We start from the raw sequence: 17243 nt of genomic DNA on the forward strand, positions 1-17243 counted from the left end.
ATGTCGAAGATCCTGATCCGTGGTGCGAAGGTCCTCGGCGGCGAGCCGCAGGACGTCCTGATCGACGGCGAGACCATCGCCGAGGTCGGTACGGGCATCGAGGCCGCGGACGCCACCGTCGTCGAGGCCGACGGCAAGATCCTGCTGCCCGGCCTGGTCGACCTCCACACCCACCTCCGCGAGCCCGGCCGCGAGGACTCCGAGACCGTCCTCACCGGCACCCGCGCCGCCGCGAGCGGCGGCTACACCGCCGTCTTCGCCATGGCCAACACCTTCCCGGTCGCCGACACCGCCGGCGTCGTCGAGCAGGTCTGGCGCCTCGGCAAGGAGTCCGGCTACTGCGACGTCCAGCCCATCGGCGCCGTCACCGTCGGCCTGGAGGGCAAGCAGCTCTCCGAGCTCGGCGCCATGCACGACTCCGCCGCCGGGGTCACCGTCTTCTCCGACGACGGCAAGTGCGTCGACGACGCCGTGATCATGCGCCGCGCCCTGGAGTACGTGAAGGCCTTCGGCGGCGTCATCGCCCAGCACGCGCAGGAGCCCCGGCTCACCGAGGGTGCCCAGATGAACGAGGGCGTCGTCTCCGCCGAGCTGGGCCTGGGCGGCTGGCCGGCCGTCGCCGAGGAGTCGGTCATCGCCCGCGACGTCCTCCTCGCCGAGCACGTGGGCTCCCGGGTGCACATCTGCCACCTGTCCACCGCCGGCTCCGTGGAGATCGTTCGCTGGGCCAAGTCGCGCGGCATCGACGTGACCGCCGAGGTCACCCCCCACCACCTGCTCCTCACCGACGAGCTCGTCCGCTCGTACAACCCCGTCTACAAGGTGAACCCGCCGCTGCGCACCGAGCGCGACGTGATGGCGCTGCGCGAGGCCCTGGCCGACGGGACGATCGACATCGTCGCCACCGACCACGCACCGCATCCGCACGAGGACAAGGACTGCGAGTGGGCCGCGGCCGCCATGGGCATGGTGGGCCTGGAGACCGCCCTGTCGGTCGTCCAGCACACGATGGTGGAGACCGGGCTGCTGGACTGGGCCGGGGTCGCCGAGCGGATGTCCTTCAAGCCCGCCCGGATCGGCAGCCTCGCCGGTCACGGCCGCCCCATCGCCCCGGGTGAGCCCGCCAACCTCACGCTGGTCGATTCCGCTTACCGTGGTGTCGTGGACCCCGCGGGCTTCGCCTCCCGCAGCCGCAACACCCCCTACGAGGGCCGTGAGCTGCCGGGGCGCGTCACCCACACCTTCCTGCGGGGCCGGGCGACGGTCGTGGACGGGAATCTCGCGTGACACCTGCACAAATCATCACTCTGGCGGCCGAGCAGAAGTCTGCCGACGTCACCCACTGGGCCGCGCGTGCCGGCTGGGTCGTGGGGCTGCTGCTCTTCGTCGCACTGCTCTACTGGCTGATGCGCGAGGGCTGGAAGTGGCGCGGCACGCTCCAGGGCGACCTGGACGAGCTGCCCACCGCCCCCGACGGGCCGGGTGAGCCCCTGCTCACGATGAGCGGCCGCTACCACGGTTCCACCACCTCCGGGCAGTGGCTCGACCGGATCGTGGCGCACGGGCTGGGCACGCGCAGCAAGGCCGGTCTCACCCTGACGGAGCAGGGCGTCGACGTCGTACGGCCCGGCGCGCAGGACTTCTTCATCCCCGCCGCCGCCCTGCGCGGCGCCCGCCTGGAGACGGGCATCGCGGGCAAGGTCCTCCCCGAGGGCCTGCTCGTGATCACCTGGCAGCACGGCGACAAGACCATCGACTCGGGCTTCCGCTCCGACCGGGCGGCGGAGCACACCGCCTGGGTCGAGGCGATCAGCACCATGAACAGCACTACGGAAGGCGCACGATGACGACCTCCAGCAGGGGAAGCAAGGTCCCCGCCGTACTCGTCCTGGAGGACGGTCGTACGTTCCGCGGCCGCGCCTACGGGGCGATCGGGACGACCTTCGGCGAGGCCGTGTTCTCCACCGGCATGACCGGCTACCAGGAGACCCTGACCGACCCCTCGTACCACCGCCAGGTCGTCGTGATGACGGCCCCGCACGTCGGCAACACCGGCGTCAACGACGAGGACCCCGAGTCCGGCCGGATCTGGGTCGCCGGCTACGTCGTCCGCGACCCCGCCCGGGTCCCGTCCAACTGGCGCTCCCGCCGTTCCCTGGACGAGGAGCTGACCAAGCAGGGCGTCGTCGGCATCAGCGGCATCGACACCCGCGCCCTCACCCGCCACCTGCGCGAGCGCGGCGCGATGCGCGTCGGCATCTTCTCCGGCAGCGCGCTGCCCGACGAGGGCACGATGCTCGCGGAGGTCCGCCAGGCCCCCGAGATGAAGGGCGCCGACCTCTCCGCCGAGGTCGCCACCAAGGAGACCTACGTCGTCCCCGCGATCGGTGCGAAGAAGTTCACCGTCGCCGCGATCGACCTGGGCATCAAGGGCATGACCCCGCACCGGATGGCCGAGCGCGGCATCGAGGTGCACGTCCTGCCCGCCACCGCGACCGTCGAGGACGTCTACGCGGTGAACCCGGACGGCGTGTTCTTCTCCAACGGCCCGGGCGACCCGGCCACCGCCGACCACCCCGTCTCCGTGATGCGCGAGGTCCTCTCCCGGAAGACCCCGCTGTTCGGCATCTGCTTCGGCAACCAGATCCTCGGCCGCGCGCTCGGCTTCGGCACCTACAAGCTGAAGTACGGCCACCGGGGCATCAACCAGCCCGTCCAGGACCGCACGACCGGCAAGGTCGAGGTCACCGCCCACAACCACGGCTTCGCCGTCGACGCCCCGCTCAAGGGCGCGACCGACACGCCGTACGGCCGCGTCGAGGTCTCCCACGTCTGTCTCAACGACGACGTGGTCGAGGGTCTCCAGCTCCTCGACCAGCCGGCATTCAGCGTCCAGTACCACCCCGAGGCAGCAGCAGGCCCGCACGACGCCGCGTACCTGTTCGACCGCTTCGTGACCCTGATGGAGGGCCAGCGTGCCTAAGCGCACCGACATCCAGTCCGTTCTGGTCATCGGCTCCGGCCCGATCGTCATCGGCCAGGCAGCGGAGTTCGACTACTCCGGCACCCAGGCCTGCCGCGTCCTGAAGGCCGAGGGCCTGCGGGTCATCCTGGTCAACTCCAACCCGGCCACGATCATGACCGACCCGGAGATCGCCGACGCCACCTACGTCGAGCCGATCACCCCGGAGTTCGTCGAGAAGATCATCGCCAAGGAGCGCCCCGACGCCCTCCTGCCCACCCTCGGCGGCCAGACGGCGCTCAACACCGCCATCTCCATGCACGAGAACGGTGTGCTGGAGAAGTACGGCGTGGAACTGATCGGCGCCAACGTCGAGGCCATCCACAAGGGCGAGGACCGCGACCTGTTCAAGGGCGTCGTCGAGGCCGTCAACGCCAAGATCGGCCACGGCGAGTCCGCCCGCTCGGTCATCTGCCACACCATGGACGAGGTCCTCGCGGGTGTCGACACCCTCGGCGGCTACCCCGTCGTCGTCCGCCCCTCCTTCACCATGGGCGGCGCCGGCTCCGGCTTCGCCCACGACGAGGAGGAGCTGCGCCGCATCGCCGGCCAGGGCCTCACGCTCTCCCCGACCACCGAGGTGCTCCTGGAGGAGTCCATCCTCGGCTGGAAGGAGTACGAGCTGGAGCTGATGCGCGACAAGCACGACAACGTCGTGGTCGTCTGCTCCATCGAGAACTTCGACCCCATGGGCGTCCACACCGGTGACTCCATCACCGTCGCCCCGGCGATGACGCTCACCGACCGTGAGTACCAGATCCTGCGGGACGTCGGCATCGCGATCATCCGCGAGGTCGGCGTCGACACCGGCGGCTGCAACATCCAGTTCGCGGTCAACCCCGACGACGGCCGGGTCATCGTCATCGAGATGAACCCCCGGGTCTCGCGCTCCTCCGCGCTCGCCTCCAAGGCCACCGGCTTCCCGATCGCGAAGATCGCCGCCCGGCTCGCCGTGGGCTACACCCTGGACGAGATCCCCAACGACATCACCGAGAAGACCCCGGCGTCCTTCGAGCCCACGCTCGACTACGTCGTGGTCAAGGCCCCGCGCTTCGCGTTCGAGAAGTTCCCGGCCGCCGACGCCACCCTCACCACGACCATGAAGTCGGTCGGCGAGGCCATGGCCATCGGCCGCAACTTCACCGAGGCCCTCCAGAAGGCCCTGCGCTCGCTGGAGAAGAAGGGCTCGCAGTTCGACTTCGTGTCGGAGCCCGGCGACAAGGCCGAGCTGCTGGAGAAGGCCGTCCGCCCCACCGACGGCCGGATCAACACCGTCATGGACGCCATCCGCGCCGGCGCCACCCCGGAGGAGGTCTTCGAGGCGACGAAGATCGACCCCTGGTTCGTCGACCAGCTCTTCCTGATCAAGGAGATCGCCGACGAGCTGGCCGCCGCCGAGAAGCTCGAGCCCGGGCTGCTCGCCGAGGCCAAGCGCCACGGCTTCTCCGACGCCCAGATCGCCGCGATCCGGGGCCTGCGCGAGGACGTCGTCCGCGAGGTCCGCCACGCGCTGGGCGTCCGCCCGGTCTACAAGACCGTCGACACCTGCGCCGCCGAGTTCGCCGCGAAGACCCCGTACTTCTACTCGTCCTACGACGAGGAGTCCGAGGTCGCCCCGCGCGAGAAGCCCGCGGTGATCATCCTGGGCTCGGGCCCGAACCGCATCGGCCAGGGCATCGAGTTCGACTACTCGTGCGTCCACGCCTCCTTCGCGCTCAGCGACGCGGGTTACGAGACCGTGATGGTCAACTGCAACCCCGAGACCGTCTCCACCGACTACGACACCTCCGACCGGCTCTACTTCGAGCCGCTCACCCTGGAGGACGTCCTGGAGATCGTCCACGCCGAGTCCCTCGCGGGCCCCGTCGCGGGCGTCGTCGTCCAGCTCGGCGGCCAGACCCCGCTGGGCCTCGCCCAGGCCCTCAAGGACAACGGCGTGCCGATCGTCGGCACCTCCCCGGAGGCCATCGACCTCGCCGAGGAGCGCGGCGCCTTCGGCCGCGTCCTCACCGAGGCCGGCCTGCCCGCGCCCAAGTACGGCACCGCCTACTCCTTCGAGGAGGCCAAGGGCATCGCCGCCGGCATCGGCTACCCGGTCATGGTCCGCCCGTCCTACGTCCTCGGCGGCCGCGGCATGGAGATCGTCTACGACGAGCCCTCCCTCGCCGGCTACCTGGAGCGCCACGCGGGCCTGATCTCCGAGCACCCGGTGCTCATCGACCGCTTCCTCGACGACGCCATCGAGATCGACGTCGACGCGCTCTACGACGGCCAGGAGCTCTACCTCGGCGGCGTCATGGAGCACATCGAGGAGGCCGGCATCCACTCCGGCGACTCCGCCTGCGCCCTGCCCCCGATCACCCTCGGCGGCTATGACATCAAGCGGCTGCGCGCCTCCACCGAGGCCATCGCCAAGGGCGTCGGCGTCCGCGGCCTGATCAACATCCAGTTCGCCATGGCCGGGGACATCCTCTACGTCCTGGAGGCCAACCCGCGCGCCTCCCGCACCGTCCCCTTCACCTCGAAGGCGACCGCCGTGCCGCTGGCCAAGGCCGCCGCCCGGATCTCCCTGGGCGCGACCATCGCCGAGCTGCGCGCGGAGGGCATGCTGCCGAAGAGCGGCGACGGCGGCACCCTGCCGATGGACGCGCCGATCTCCGTCAAGGAGGCCGTGATGCCGTGGTCGCGCTTCCGCGACATCCACGGCCGCGGCGTGGACACCGTCCTCGGCCCGGAGATGCGCTCCACCGGCGAGGTCATGGGCATCGACAACCTCTTCGGCACCGCCTACGCCAAGTCGCAGGCCGGCGCCTACGGGGCGCTGCCCACCAAGGGCCGCGCGTTCGTCTCCGTCGCCAACCGCGACAAGCGCTCGATGATCTTCCCGGCCCGGGAGCTGGTCGCCCACGGCTTCGAGCTGCTGGCCACCTCCGGCACCGCCGAGGTCCTCAAGCGCAACGGCATCAACGCCACCGTCGTGCGCAAGCAGAGCGAGGGCGAGGGCCCGAACGGCGAGAAGACGATCGTCCAGCTGATCCACGACGGCGAGGTCGACCTCATCGTCAACACCCCCTACGGCACCGGCGGCCGCCTCGACGGCTACGAGATCCGCACCGCCGCCGTGGCCCGCGCGGTGCCGTGCCTGACGACGGTCCAGGCGCTCGCCGCCGCCGTCCAGGGCATCGAGGCGCTCAGCCGCGGTGACGTGGGCGTGCGCTCCCTCCAGGAGCACGCCCGGCAGCTGACCGCCGCCCGGTCCTGACCCCTCCCGCCCGTCCGCCCCGGCTCCTCGCCGGGGCGGACGGGCGGCTCCATGGAACCTCCCCTTCGGCTGCGGAAGGCCCGGCACCACATGTACTCCCTCTTCTTCCGACTGTTCTTCCAGCGGATGGACCCCGAACGCGCCCATCACCTGGCCTTCTCGTGGATCCGCCGCACGGCGGGCGTTCCGGTGCTGCGCACCTTCGTCGCGGCCGTCCTCGCCCCCCGCCACAAGGAGCTGCGCACCGAGGCCCTCGGCCTGCGGATGCACGGCCCCTTCGGACTCGCCGCCGGCTTCGACAAGAACGCCGCCGCGATCGACGGCATGGCCATGCTCGGCTTCGACCACGTCGAGATCGGCACCGTCACCGCCCAGCCCCAGCCGGGCAACCCCAAGAAGCGGCTCTTCCGCCTCGTCGCCGACCGCGCCCTGATCAACCGCATGGGCTTCAACAACGACGGCTCGGAGGCCGTGGCGGAGCGCCTGGCGGCCCGCCAGGAGGTCTTCCGGACGACCGTCGGCGTCAACATCGGCAAGACCAAGGTCGTGCCGGAGGAGGAGGCCGTAGCCGACTACGTCGCCTCCACCGAGCGCCTGGCCGCCCACGCCGACTACCTCGTCGTCAACGTCTCGTCGCCCAACACGCCCGGGCTGCGCAACCTCCAGGCCACCGAGTCGCTGCGCCCGCTGCTGGCGGCCGTCCGCGAGGCCGCCGACCGCACGGTCACCTCGCGCCACGTCCCGCTGCTGGTGAAGATCGCCCCGGACCTCGCCGACGAGGACATCGACGCCGTCGCCGACCTCGCCGTCGAGCTGGGCCTGGACGGCATCATCGCCAACAACACCACCATCGCCCGCGACGGCCTGGGCCTCGCCACCCCGAAGCGCACCGTCGAGGCCATCGGCGCCGGCGGCCTGTCCGGCGCCCCCGTCAAGGCCCGCTCCCTGGAGGTCCTGAGCCGCCTGTACGCCCGTGTGGGCGACCGGATCACCCTGGTGGGGGTCGGGGGCGTCGAGACCGCCGACGACGTCTGGGAGCGCATCCTGGCGGGCGCCACGCTCGTCCAGGGCTACAGCGCCTTCATCTACGAGGGCCCCTTCTGGTGCCGGAAGATCCACAAGGGCCTGGCCGAGCGCCTGGCCGCCAGCCCGTACAAGACCCTCGCCGAGGCCGTGGGCAGCGGCGCCGGGTCGCACACGACCCCGGAGGGAAACCGATGACCACCGAGACCTTCGGCGCCCGCCTGCGCCGTGCCATGGACACCAGGGGTCCGCTCTGCGTCGGCATCGACCCGCACGCCTCCCTGCTGGCCGACTGGGGCCTGACCGACGACATCGCCGGCCTGGAGCGCTTCACCCACACCGTGGTGGAGGCCCTGGCCGACCGCGTCGCCGTCCTCAAGCCGCAGTCCGCCTTCTTCGAGCGCTTCGGCTCGCGCGGCATCGCCGTCCTGGAGCGGGCGGTCGCCGACGCCCGTGAGGCCGGCGCGCTGGTGCTGATGGACGCCAAGCGCGGCGACATCGGCTCCACCATGGCCGCCTACGCCGCCACCTACCTCGACCCGGCCTCGCCGCTGTTCTCCGACGCGGTGACCGTCAGCCCCTACCTCGGCTACGAGTCGCTGCGCCCCGCGCTGGACCTGGCCCGGGAGAGCGGCACGGGCGTGTTCGTCCTCGCCCTGACCTCCAACCCGGAGGGCGCCGAGGTGCAGCACGCGGCGCGTGTCGACGGCCGGAGCGTCGCGGCGACCGTCCTGGACCACCTGCGGGCGGAGAACGCCGACGCGGCCCCCATGGGCTCGTACGGCGCGGTCGTCGGTGCCACGCTGGGCCGGTCGATCGACGCCACGGGCGCGAATCTCGCCATCAACGGCCCGCTCCTCGCCCCCGGCATCGGGGCCCAGGGCGCCACCGCCGCCGACCTGCCGAAGGTATTCGGCGCGAACATGCGGTACGTGGTCCCGAACGTCAGCCGCGGGGTGCTGCGGCACGGTCCCGACGTGGCCGCGCTGCGGACGAGCGCGGACCGTTTCGCGGGCGAGATCCGCGACGCGGTGGCGGGCTGAGCGACGCCGGTCACCGCGGGGCGATGCGTCCCAGGTCGGCCACACCGGCGAGTTAACGCCAACCGCCAAAGAAAATTGTCGGTCATTATGTCCGGAAAAGTCCTGGTCGAGCGAGTCTGACCAGGACTTTTCGCTTGTTCTCGCTGACTGGAGCGGGATCGGCCGCTAGTCTCCGACGAGAGCGAACGCGCAAGCGCGTTGCTCGTTGCCCCCCAGGTGTGGGCCGACTAGGTTCCTCACCGGTCCGTATCCAGTTCGACTTCCGAGGTGACGTAGGCGTGGCTCTTCCGCCCCTTACCCCTGAACAGCGCGCAGCCGCGCTCGAAAAGGCCGCCGCGGCTCGCCGGGAGCGCGCCGAGGTCAAGAATCGGCTCAAGCACTCCGGCGCCTCTCTGCACGATGTGATCGAGCAGGGCCAGAAGAACGAAGTCATCGGCAAGATGAAGGTCAGTGCCCTCCTGGAGAGTCTCCCCGGGGTGGGCAAGGTCCGTGCCAAGCAGATCATGGAGCGGCTCGGAATTTCCGAGAGCCGTCGTGTGCGCGGTCTCGGCTCCAACCAGATCGCCGCTCTGGAGCGCGAGTTCGGCAGCAAGGCGGCCTGAGCCGAAGGCCCCGTCGCGGTGGCCCGGTGGCCTTGACCGCCCCTCCCGGGCGGTCCGGCGTTACCGGGCACTCCCGGGAACCGGGATAATCGCTGCATGAGTACCTCAGTCTCCCGGGGGACGTCCCCCGTACCCCCGGCCAGACAACCGCGGCTGACCGTGCTCTCCGGCCCCTCCGGGGTCGGTAAGAGCACGGTCGTCGCCCATATGCGCAAGGCCCACCCCGAGGTGTGGCTCTCGGTGTCCTGCACCACCCGCAAGCCGCGCCCCGGCGAGCAGGAGGGTGTCCAGTACTTCTTCGTCGACGACGAGCAGTTCGACAAGCTCATCGCCAACGGCGAGCTGCTGGAGTGGGCCGAGTTCGCGGGCAACCGCTACGGCACGCCCCGCAAGGCCGTGCTGGACCGCCTGGAGGCGGGCGAGCCCGTGCTGCTGGAGATCGACCTCCAGGGCGCCCGGCAGGTCCGCGAGACCGCGCCGGAGGCTCAGCTGGTCTTTCTCGCGCCGCCGAGCTGGGACGAGCTGGTCCGCCGGCTCACCGGCCGGGGGACCGAGTCGCCCGAGGTCATCGAGCGGCGGCTGGCGGCGGCGAAGGTGGAGCTGGCGGCGGAGTCGGAATTCGACACCACGCTGGTCAACACCTCCGTCGAGGACGTCGCACGCGAGCTGCTAGCCTTGCTGCGCTGAACATCTTTCTTCACCCCCCTTCGGAAGGCAGAGAGTGTCCTCTTCCATCACCGCGCCCGAGGGCATCATCAACCCGCCGATTGATGAGCTGCTCGAGGCTACCGACTCGAAGTACAGCCTGGTGATCTACGCCGCCAAGCGCGCGCGTCAGATCAACGCGTACTACTCGCAGCTCGGCGAGGGCCTGCTGGAGTACGTCGGCCCGCTGGTGGACACCCACGTCCACGAGAAGCCGCTCTCCATCGCGCTCCGCGAGATCAACGCGGGCCTGCTGACCTCCGAGGCCGTCGAGGCCCCGGCGGCGTAAGCACCGGAATTTTCGTCACCAAGGGCCCGGCAGAGCATCTGCCGGGCCCTTGGTGTGTCATAGGTACGCACACACGTGCGTGTGTGTACTGCGTGTGTACGGGGATCGTGGGGAGAAGCGAGAGCGATGGACAAGCCCAACGTCGTCCTGGGGGTCAGCGGCGGGATCGCCGCCTACAAGGCGTGCGAGCTGCTGCGGCGCCTCACCGAGTCCGGCCATGACGTCCGGGTGGTGCCCACCGCGTCGGCCCTGAACTTCGTGGGCGAGGCGACCTGGGCCGCGCTGTCCGGCCACCCCGCCGGCACCGAGGTGTGGGAGGGCGTCCACGAGGTGCCGCACGTGCGGATCGGCCAGCGGGCCGACCTCGTCGTCGTCGCCCCCGCCACCGCCGACATGCTGGCCAAGGCCGCGCACGGCCTCGCCGACGACCTGCTGACCAATACCCTCCTCACCGCCCGCTGCCCGGTCGTCTTCGCCCCGGCCATGCACACCGAGATGTGGGAGAACCCGGCCACCCAGGAGAACGTGGCGACGCTCCGCCGCCGGGGCGCGATCGTCATCGAGCCCGCCGTGGGCCGGCTCACCGGCGTCGACACCGGCAAGGGCCGGCTGCCGGAGCCAGGCGAGATCTTCGAGGTCTGCCGCAGGGTCCTGGCGCGCGGCGCGGAGGGCGTGGCCGCCGATCTCGCGGGCCGCCATGTCGTGGTGAGCGCCGGCGGCACCCGCGAGCCCCTGGACCCCGTGCGCTACCTGGGGAACCGCTCCTCCGGCAAGCAGGGCTACGCCCTCGCCCGGACCGCCGTCGCCCGGGGGGCCAGGGTCACCCTGGTCGCCGCCAACAGCGAGCTGCCGGATCCCGCCGGCGCCGATGTGGTGCACGTGGGGACGGCCGTGCAGCTGCGGGAGGCCGTCCTCAAGGCCGCGGCGGACGCGGACGCCGTGGTGATGGCCGCGGCCGTCGCCGACTTCCGGCCGGCCAGCTACGCCGAAGGCAAGATCAAGAAGCGGGACGGGCAGGAGCCGGAGCCGGTCGCGCTGGTGCGCAACCCCGACGTCCTCGCCGAGCTCTCGGCGGACCGTCCCCGCCCCGGCCAGGTCGTCGTCGGCTTCGCCGCCGAGACCGACCACGTGCTGGAGAACGGCCGCGCCAAGCTCGCCCGCAAGGGCTGCGATCTACTGGTCGTCAATGAGGTGGGGGAGCGCAAGACATTCGGCTCCGAGCGGAACGAGGCCGTCGTGCTCGCCCCCGACGGCACCGAGACCCCGGTTCCGTACGGCCCCAAGGAAGCCCTCGCGGACACGGTCTGGGACCTCGTCGTCCCCCGCCTCGGCTGACGCGTTCCGGGCACGACCTGTGCGGTTTTCGTGACGGGAGTCACAGGCCGTGCCCAATGTCATCGGGGGCGGGATGTTCGGAGAGCGACGGGGCCGGATAAACTGGCTACGGATCCGAGTCGAGCGCAGCTCTTGACCGGGTCCGTCAATGCTCAGCCAGCAGCCGCTGCAACCCCAGGGAGCGATGTGTCCCGCCGCCTGTTCACCTCGGAGTCCGTGACCGAGGGTCACCCCGACAAGATCGCTGACCAGATCAGCGACTCCATTCTCGACGCCCTCCTCAAGGAGGACCCGACCTCCCGCGTCGCCGTCGAGACGCTCATCACCACCGGCCTGGTGCACGTCGCCGGCGAGGTGACCACGAAGGCCTACGCGCCGATCGCCTCGCTCGTGCGCAACAAGATCCTCGAGATCGGCTACGACTCGTCCAAGAAGGGCTTCGACGGCGCCTCCTGCGGCGTCTCGGTCTCCATCGGCGCGCAGTCCGCCGACATCGCCCAGGGTGTCGACACCGCCTATGAGAGCCGTGTCGAGGGCGATGAGGACGAGCTCGACAAGCAGGGCGCGGGCGACCAGGGCCTGATGTTCGGCTTCGCCTGCGACGAGACGCCGAACCTGATGCCGCTCCCGATCGAGCTCGCGCACCGGCTCTCGCGCCGCCTGTCCGAGGTCCGCAAGAACGGCACCATCCCGTACCTGCGCCCGGACGGCAAGACCCAGGTCACCATCGAGTACGACGGCAACAAGGCCGTGCGCCTGGACACCGTCGTCGTCTCCTCGCAGCACGCCTCCGACATCGACCTGGACTCGCTGCTCGCGCCCGACATCCGCGAGTTCGTCGTCGAGCACGTGCTCAAGGAGCTCGTCGAGGACGGCATCAAGCTCGACACCGACGGCTACCGCCTCCTGGTGAACCCCACCGGCCGCTTCGAGATCGGCGGCCCCATGGGCGACGCCGGCCTCACCGGCCGCAAGATCATCATCGACACCTACGGCGGCATGGCCCGCCACGGTGGCGGCGCCTTCTCCGGCAAGGACCCGTCCAAGGTCGACCGCTCCGCCGCGTACGCGATGCGCTGGGTCGCCAAGAACGTCGTCGCCGCCGGCCTGGCCGCCCGCTGCGAGGTCCAGGTCGCCTACGCGATCGGCAAGGCCGAGCCCGTCGGTCTCTTCGTCGAGACCTTCGGCACCAACACGGTCGACACCGACAAGATCGAGAACGCCATCGCCGAGGTCTTCGACCTCCGCCCGGCCGCGATCATCCGCGACCTCGACCTGCTCCGCCCGATCTACGCCCAGACCGCCGCGTACGGCCACTTCGGCCGCGAGCTCCCCGACTTCACCTGGGAGCGCACGGACCGCGTGGACGCGCTGCGCAAGGCCGCGGGGCTGTAAGCCCCCTCGCTTCGCACACCGGCCCCCGGACCGCACGAGCGGTCCGGGGGCCGGTGCGTTGTCGTCCCTGCCTGGAAAGCCCTGGCGGGGCGTGAGCCTCCCGGTATACCGTCACGACGCCCTCCCGGTGCGCAGGCCGCGGCTCCTTCGGTGGAGCGCGCCCGATGGACGTGCTGTGAAACTCATGCCGCTGCCGCCGTGATCTCGGGAGGGCCCACACGCCGAGCAGCCCCCGCACCGCTCCCGCGCTGTCAGTGGCGTCTGGTAGGACTGGGGCTGTGAGCAGCGAGAACGGGCGGTCGGAGCGGGAGGGTCCCGAGGCGGAGCAGCTCGCGCTGATCCGGGAGAGCGTGCGCAAGGCCAAGGTGCCGCGGGCCAAGCCGCGGACGTGGCGGGGGGCCGCGGTGGCCAAGGAGCTGCCCGTCGCCCGGGTGCTGGTCGACAAGGGCCCGGTCCACCTCGACCGGCTGTGGGACTACGCCGTTCCCGCCGAGCTGGACGCCGAGGCCCGGCCCGGGGTGCGGGTGCGGGTGCGCTTCGGCGCGGGCACGCGGAACGTACGGGGCGGGCGCCGGGAGGGGGGCGGGCTGCTCGACGGGTTCATCGTGGAGCGGGTCGCCGAGTCCGACTACCAGGGGCCGCTGGCCGCGCTCGCGCAGGTGCTGTCGCCCGAGCCGGTGCTCAGCCCGGCGCTGCTGGGGCTCTGCCGGGCCGTCGCCGACCGGTACGCGGGCTCGCTCGCCGATGTGCTGCAGCTGGCCGTGCCGCCCCGGCACGCCCGGATCGAGGCCGAGCCGTCGCCCGGGCCGCCGCCGCGTCCCCCCGTGCCGGAGCCCGGCGGCTGGGCGCGGTATCCGACCGGGCCCGCCTTCCTCCAGGCCATCGCCCGGGGCGACGCCCCCCGCGCGGTGTGGACGGCGCTGCCCGGGCCACACTGGCCGGGGGAGCTGGCCCGGGCCGCCGCCGCCGCGCTCGCCTCCGGGCGCGGGGCCCTGATCGTCGTGCCCGACGGCCGGACCGCCGCCCGCGTCGACGCCGCCCTCGGCGAGCTGCTGGGCGCTGGACACCATGTGCTGCTCACCGCCGACATAGGCCCCGAGGAGCGCTACCGCCGCTGGCTCGCGGTCAGCCGGGGCGCGGTACGGGCCGTGGTCGGCACCCGCGCCGCGATGTTCGCGCCCGTACGGGACCTCGGCCTCGTGGCCGTCTGGGACGACGGCGACTCCAGCCACAGCGAACCGCACGCGCCCCAGCCGCACGCCCGTGAGGTGCTGCTGCTGAGGGCCGCCCACGAGAAGGCGGCGTTCCTGCTGGGCGGTTTCGGCTGCACGGTGGAGGCCGCCCAGCTGGTGGAGACCGGCTGGGCCCTGCCCCTGGTCGCGGCCCGCGACCGGATCCGTGGCACCGCGCCCCGGATCCGTACGGTCGGCGAGGCCGACGAGGCGCGGGACGCCGCCGCGCGGGCCGCCCGGCTGCCCACGGTGGCCTGGGAGGTGGCCCGGGAGGGCCTCAAGCACGGGCCGGTGCTGGTCCAGGTGCCGCGCCGGGGCTATGTGCCCCGGCTGGCCTGCGAGCGCTGCCGCGAGCCCGCCCGCTGCGCGCACTGCGCCGGGCCGCTGGAGGCGCGCTCCGGGGACGACGGCCTGCTGCACTGCGGCTGGTGCGGGCAGGAGGCCCGCGACTGGCACTGCGGCGAGTGCGGCGGCTTCCGGCTGCGTGCCCAGGTCGTGGGAGCCCGGCGGACCGCCGAGGAGCTGGGCCGGGCGTTCCCGGCCGTGCCCGTCCGGACGTCCGGGCGCGATCATGTCCTGGACACCGTCCCGGACCGGCCCGCGCTCGTCGTCTCCACACCGGGGGCCGAGCCCGTCGCCGAAGGCGCCGGCTACGCGGCGGCCCTGCTGCTGGACGGCTGGGCCCTGCTCGGCCGCCCCGACCTACGGGCGGGGGAGGAGGCGCTGCGCCGCTGGCTGGGCGCGGCGGCGCTGGTGCGGGGGCAGGAGGCCGGGGGCACGGTCGTGGTCGTGGCCGACCCGACGCTGCGGCCGGTGCAGGCCCTGGTCCGCTGGGACCCGGCCGGGCACGCGGTGCGTGAGCTGGCCGACCGGGCGGAGCTGGGCTTTCCGCCGGTGTCGCGGATGGCGGCGGTCGCCGGGCCGCCGTCCGCCGTCGCGGAGCTGATCGCCATGGCGGAGCTGCCGGAGGGGGCGGAGGTGCTCGGGCCCGTCCCGCTGCCGCCGCCCCCGCCGGGGCGGCCGCGGCGGGCGGGCGACCCGCCGCCTGGCGAGCACTGGGAGCGTGCCCTGCTCCGGGTGCGGCCCGGGCAGGGCGCGGCGCTGGCGGCCGCGCTCAAGACGGCGCAGGCGATACGGCTGGCCCGGCGGGAGGGGGAGCCGGTGCGGTTGCGGGTTGATCCGCCGGATATCGGGTGACGGGCCCGTGCCGGGCAACTCTTGTTCCGCCGCGGCGGACATCAGCCACGGTGGTGGGGGCGGCGGTGCCGGACCGGCCTCGGCCCGGTGGGTGCCCCGCTCGCGGTCTGTTCGGCACCGCCGGGTTCCCTGGTGGGGGTTGCCCGCCGTCGCGGCGGGGAGAGGGCCCCAGTCCCGCCCCTTCTCCCCCAGCTACCGCTGGGAGGTGCCCCCAGTTTCCCGGGGCGAAGCCCCGGACCCCTGGGGGCGGGGGCCGGACGTTCACGAGGGCGCGCCCCGTGCCCCTGGGGGCGCGGGCCGTACGTCCCCGGGGAGCCGGCCGTCCCGGATTCCCGGGCCCGGCCCGGGGGGAATCAGCCGTTCCGGGGGCCCGGGAACGCCGATGCGCGGGGCTCCTCGCGGTGGGCGCCCGGCTGGCCCGGGACCGTGCGGGCCGCCGGGACGACCGGTACCGGCGTGGGCTCCGCCGTGCGGACGGCGTCGGCCGCCTCCGCCGTGGCCTGCGCGCCCGCGCGCCGCGCGCCGTAACGGCGGTGCACCGCCTGCTTGGTGACGCCGAGCGCCGAACCCACCGCGTCCCACGAGAAGCCCAGCGAACGGTCGAAGTCCACGGCCGCCGTGACCAGCGTCTCGACGCTGTCCCGCAGCTCCTGCGCCAGCCGGACGGTGGGCGCGGGGGCGCGGCCGTAGACGACGAAGCCCGCCGACGGGCCGGTGCGGCGCGGCCGGTAGACGTTGCCCAGCTGGGCGGTGAGGGTGCGCAGCGCGTCCACCTGGCGGCGGACCCTCTCGATGTCCCGGACCAGGAGATGCAGGCTGGCCCGTGCCTGGGCGTCGTGGGTTGCGTGGTCGGGCATGAACAAGCCTCTCGGACCGGCGGTTAAAGGGACGTTGGGGTAGGAGAACGGAAGCGGGCCGCGGTTGCGGCCCGTTTCGGTCAATCTCTCTTGACCCAACGCGCCACGGGCCGCTGGGTCACGGTATGGGGGCGTACATCCGCCGGAATGGGGCGCGTGTCAGCCCGCACGCCCCCTGCGCCGAGGTCGCCTCTAGACTGAGACGCCGCTCACCAGAGAGGTAGTCCGCCACCCATGAGGCTCGTCTTCGCCGGTACCCCCGAGGTCGCCGTACCCGCCCTCGATGCCCTGATCGCCTCGGACCGCCACGAGGTCGTCGCCGTCGTCACCCGGCCCGACGCGCCCGCCGGGCGCGGCCGCCGGCTGGTCGCCAGCCCCGTCGCCGAGCGCGCCGAGGAGGCCGGCATCGAGGTGCTCAAGCCCGCCCGCCCGCGCGATGAGGACTTCCTCGCCCGGCTGCGGGAGATCGCCCCGGACTGCTGCCCCGTCGTCGCCTACGGCGCCCTGCTGCCCAAGGCCGCCCTGGAGATCCCCACCCACGGGTGGGTGAATCTCCACTTCTCGCTGCTGCCCGCCTGGCGCGGTGCCGCCCCCGTACAGCACGCGATCCTCGCCGGTGACGACATGACCGGCGCCTCCACGTTCCAGATCGAGGAGGGCCTGGACTCCGGCCCCGTCTACGGCGTGCTGACCGAGCACATCCGCCCCACCGACACCAGCGGCGACCTGCTGACGCGGCTCGCCTTCGCCGGCTCCGGGCTGCTCGCCGCGACCATGGACGGCATCGAGGACGGCACCCTCAAGGCCGTGCCGCAGCCGGCGGACGGCATCACGCTCGCCCCCAAGATCAGCGTCGAGGACGCCCGGATCGACTGGGCCGCGCCCGCCCTGCGCGCCGACCGCGTGGTGCGCGGCTGCGCCCCGGCGCCCGGCGCCTGGACGACCTTCCGCGGCGAGCGCCTGAAGGTGATGTCCGTGGCCCTCGACCCCGCCCGTACGGACCTGGCGCCCGGCGACATCGCCGCCGCCAAGAACTCCGTCCACGTGGGCACCGGCTCCCACGCCGTCCAGCTCCAGTGGGTCCAGCCGCAGGGCAAGAAGCCGATGCAGGCCGCCGACTGGGCGCGCGGTGTGCGCATCGCCCCGGGCGAGAAGCTCGGCGAGTGAGCGTCGGCGAGTGAGCCAGGAGCGGCCCGGGGTGGGGCAGGAGTGGCCGGGAGTGGGCCAGGAGTGATCCGGCGTAGGCTGGAGTTCCTCATCACCCCAGCTCCGGAGCACCTT

At 72.6% G+C, this 17243-nt stretch carries 14 protein-coding genes; 13 read left to right on the plus strand and 1 reads right to left on the minus strand.

What is annotated here, in order from left to right; all coding sequences use genetic code 11:
* The 12 genes from ACFYZR_RS13460 (at position 1) to ACFYZR_RS13515 (ending at position 15105) form a co-directional block, all read left to right on the plus strand.
* The gene (locus tag ACFYZR_RS13460) at positions 1-1287 is read left to right on the plus strand and encodes a dihydroorotase (protein ID WP_391909364.1); all 1287 of its coding nucleotides are present in this window, start codon (positions 1-3) and stop codon (positions 1285-1287) included.
* Positions 1284-1847, plus strand: coding sequence for a hypothetical protein (locus ACFYZR_RS13465; RefSeq protein ID WP_391909366.1), 564 nt, complete (start codon positions 1284-1286; stop codon positions 1845-1847). Before ACFYZR_RS13460 ends, ACFYZR_RS13465 begins: the two co-directional genes overlap by 4 nt.
* Complete coding sequence (gene carA, locus ACFYZR_RS13470) at positions 1844-2983, plus strand: glutamine-hydrolyzing carbamoyl-phosphate synthase small subunit (RefSeq protein ID WP_391909369.1); 1140 nt, start codon at positions 1844-1846, stop codon at positions 2981-2983. Before ACFYZR_RS13465 ends, carA begins: the two co-directional genes overlap by 4 nt.
* The gene (gene carB, locus ACFYZR_RS13475; protein WP_391909372.1) at positions 2976-6284 is read left to right on the plus strand and encodes a carbamoyl-phosphate synthase large subunit; all 3309 of its coding nucleotides are present in this window, start codon (positions 2976-2978) and stop codon (positions 6282-6284) included. Before carA ends, carB begins: the two co-directional genes overlap by 8 nt.
* Before the next feature lie 90 nt (positions 6285-6374).
* Positions 6375-7505, plus strand: coding sequence for a quinone-dependent dihydroorotate dehydrogenase (locus tag ACFYZR_RS13480; RefSeq protein ID WP_391909809.1), 1131 nt, complete (start codon positions 6375-6377; stop codon positions 7503-7505).
* The gene (gene pyrF / locus ACFYZR_RS13485) at positions 7502-8350 is read left to right on the plus strand and encodes an orotidine-5'-phosphate decarboxylase (RefSeq protein ID WP_391909376.1); all 849 of its coding nucleotides are present in this window, start codon (positions 7502-7504) and stop codon (positions 8348-8350) included. Before ACFYZR_RS13480 ends, pyrF begins: the two co-directional genes overlap by 4 nt.
* A gap of 278 nt (positions 8351-8628) precedes the next feature.
* On the plus strand, positions 8629-8952 hold the full coding sequence (locus ACFYZR_RS13490; protein WP_126913308.1) for an integration host factor: 324 nt from the start codon (positions 8629-8631) through the stop codon (positions 8950-8952).
* A gap of 96 nt (positions 8953-9048) precedes the next feature.
* On the plus strand, positions 9049-9639 hold the full coding sequence (gene gmk / locus ACFYZR_RS13495) for a guanylate kinase (RefSeq protein ID WP_391909380.1): 591 nt from the start codon (positions 9049-9051) through the stop codon (positions 9637-9639).
* A gap of 34 nt (positions 9640-9673) precedes the next feature.
* On the plus strand, positions 9674-9946 hold the full coding sequence (gene rpoZ, locus ACFYZR_RS13500; protein WP_126913306.1) for a DNA-directed RNA polymerase subunit omega: 273 nt from the start codon (positions 9674-9676) through the stop codon (positions 9944-9946).
* A gap of 126 nt (positions 9947-10072) precedes the next feature.
* Positions 10073-11281 carry a bifunctional phosphopantothenoylcysteine decarboxylase/phosphopantothenate--cysteine ligase CoaBC gene (gene coaBC / locus ACFYZR_RS13505; protein ID WP_391909383.1) on the plus strand — a complete coding sequence of 403 codons (1209 nt, stop codon included), beginning with the start codon at positions 10073-10075 and terminating at the stop codon, positions 11279-11281.
* Positions 11282-11467: 186 nt separating this feature from the next.
* Positions 11468-12676, plus strand: a complete 1209-nt coding sequence (gene metK / locus ACFYZR_RS13510; RefSeq protein WP_311610440.1) for a methionine adenosyltransferase — start codon at positions 11468-11470, stop codon at positions 12674-12676.
* 278 nt (positions 12677-12954) lie between these two features.
* Entirely contained in the window at positions 12955-15105 is a 2151-nt protein-coding gene (locus tag ACFYZR_RS13515) for a primosomal protein N' (protein ID WP_391909387.1), read from the plus strand.
* A gap of 353 nt (positions 15106-15458) precedes the next feature.
* On the opposite strand, the gene ACFYZR_RS13520 is transcribed toward ACFYZR_RS13515, so the two are convergent.
* The gene (locus ACFYZR_RS13520; protein WP_391909390.1) at positions 15459-15962 is read right to left on the minus strand and encodes a hypothetical protein; all 504 of its coding nucleotides are present in this window, start codon (positions 15960-15962) and stop codon (positions 15459-15461) included.
* Between the two features lie 234 nt (positions 15963-16196).
* Here ACFYZR_RS13520 and fmt point away from each other — a divergent pair, with 234 nt between their 5' ends.
* Positions 16197-17129: a methionyl-tRNA formyltransferase gene (fmt, locus tag ACFYZR_RS13525; RefSeq protein ID WP_391909393.1), complete on the plus strand. Its 933-nt coding sequence runs from the start codon at positions 16197-16199 to the stop codon at positions 17127-17129.
* The last annotated feature ends 114 nt before the right edge of the window (positions 17130-17243 follow it).

The organism is Streptomyces sp. NPDC001678 (genome assembly GCF_042892945.1).
Classification (GTDB): Bacteria; Actinomycetota; Actinomycetes; order Streptomycetales; family Streptomycetaceae; genus Streptomyces.

Bases quoted from the DNA above. Each gene is read 5' to 3' on its own strand.
- ACFYZR_RS13460 (WP_391909364.1), top strand. From the start codon at position 1: ATGTCGAAGATCCTGATCCGTGGTGCGAAGGTCCTCGGCGGCGAGCCG.
- carA (WP_391909369.1), top strand. From the start codon at position 1,844: ATGACGACCTCCAGCAGGGGAAGCAAGGTCCCCGCCGTACTCGTCCTG.
- ACFYZR_RS13480 (WP_391909809.1), top strand. From the start codon at position 6,375: ATGTACTCCCTCTTCTTCCGACTGTTCTTCCAGCGGATGGACCCCGAA.
- pyrF (WP_391909376.1), top strand. From the start codon at position 7,502: ATGACCACCGAGACCTTCGGCGCCCGCCTGCGCCGTGCCATGGACACC.
- gmk (WP_391909380.1), top strand. From the start codon at position 9,049: ATGAGTACCTCAGTCTCCCGGGGGACGTCCCCCGTACCCCCGGCCAGA.
- coaBC (WP_391909383.1), top strand. From the start codon at position 10,073: ATGGACAAGCCCAACGTCGTCCTGGGGGTCAGCGGCGGGATCGCCGCC.
- ACFYZR_RS13520 (WP_391909390.1), bottom strand. From the start codon at position 15,962: ATGCCCGACCACGCAACCCACGACGCCCAGGCACGGGCCAGCCTGCAT.
- fmt (WP_391909393.1), top strand. From the start codon at position 16,197: ATGAGGCTCGTCTTCGCCGGTACCCCCGAGGTCGCCGTACCCGCCCTC.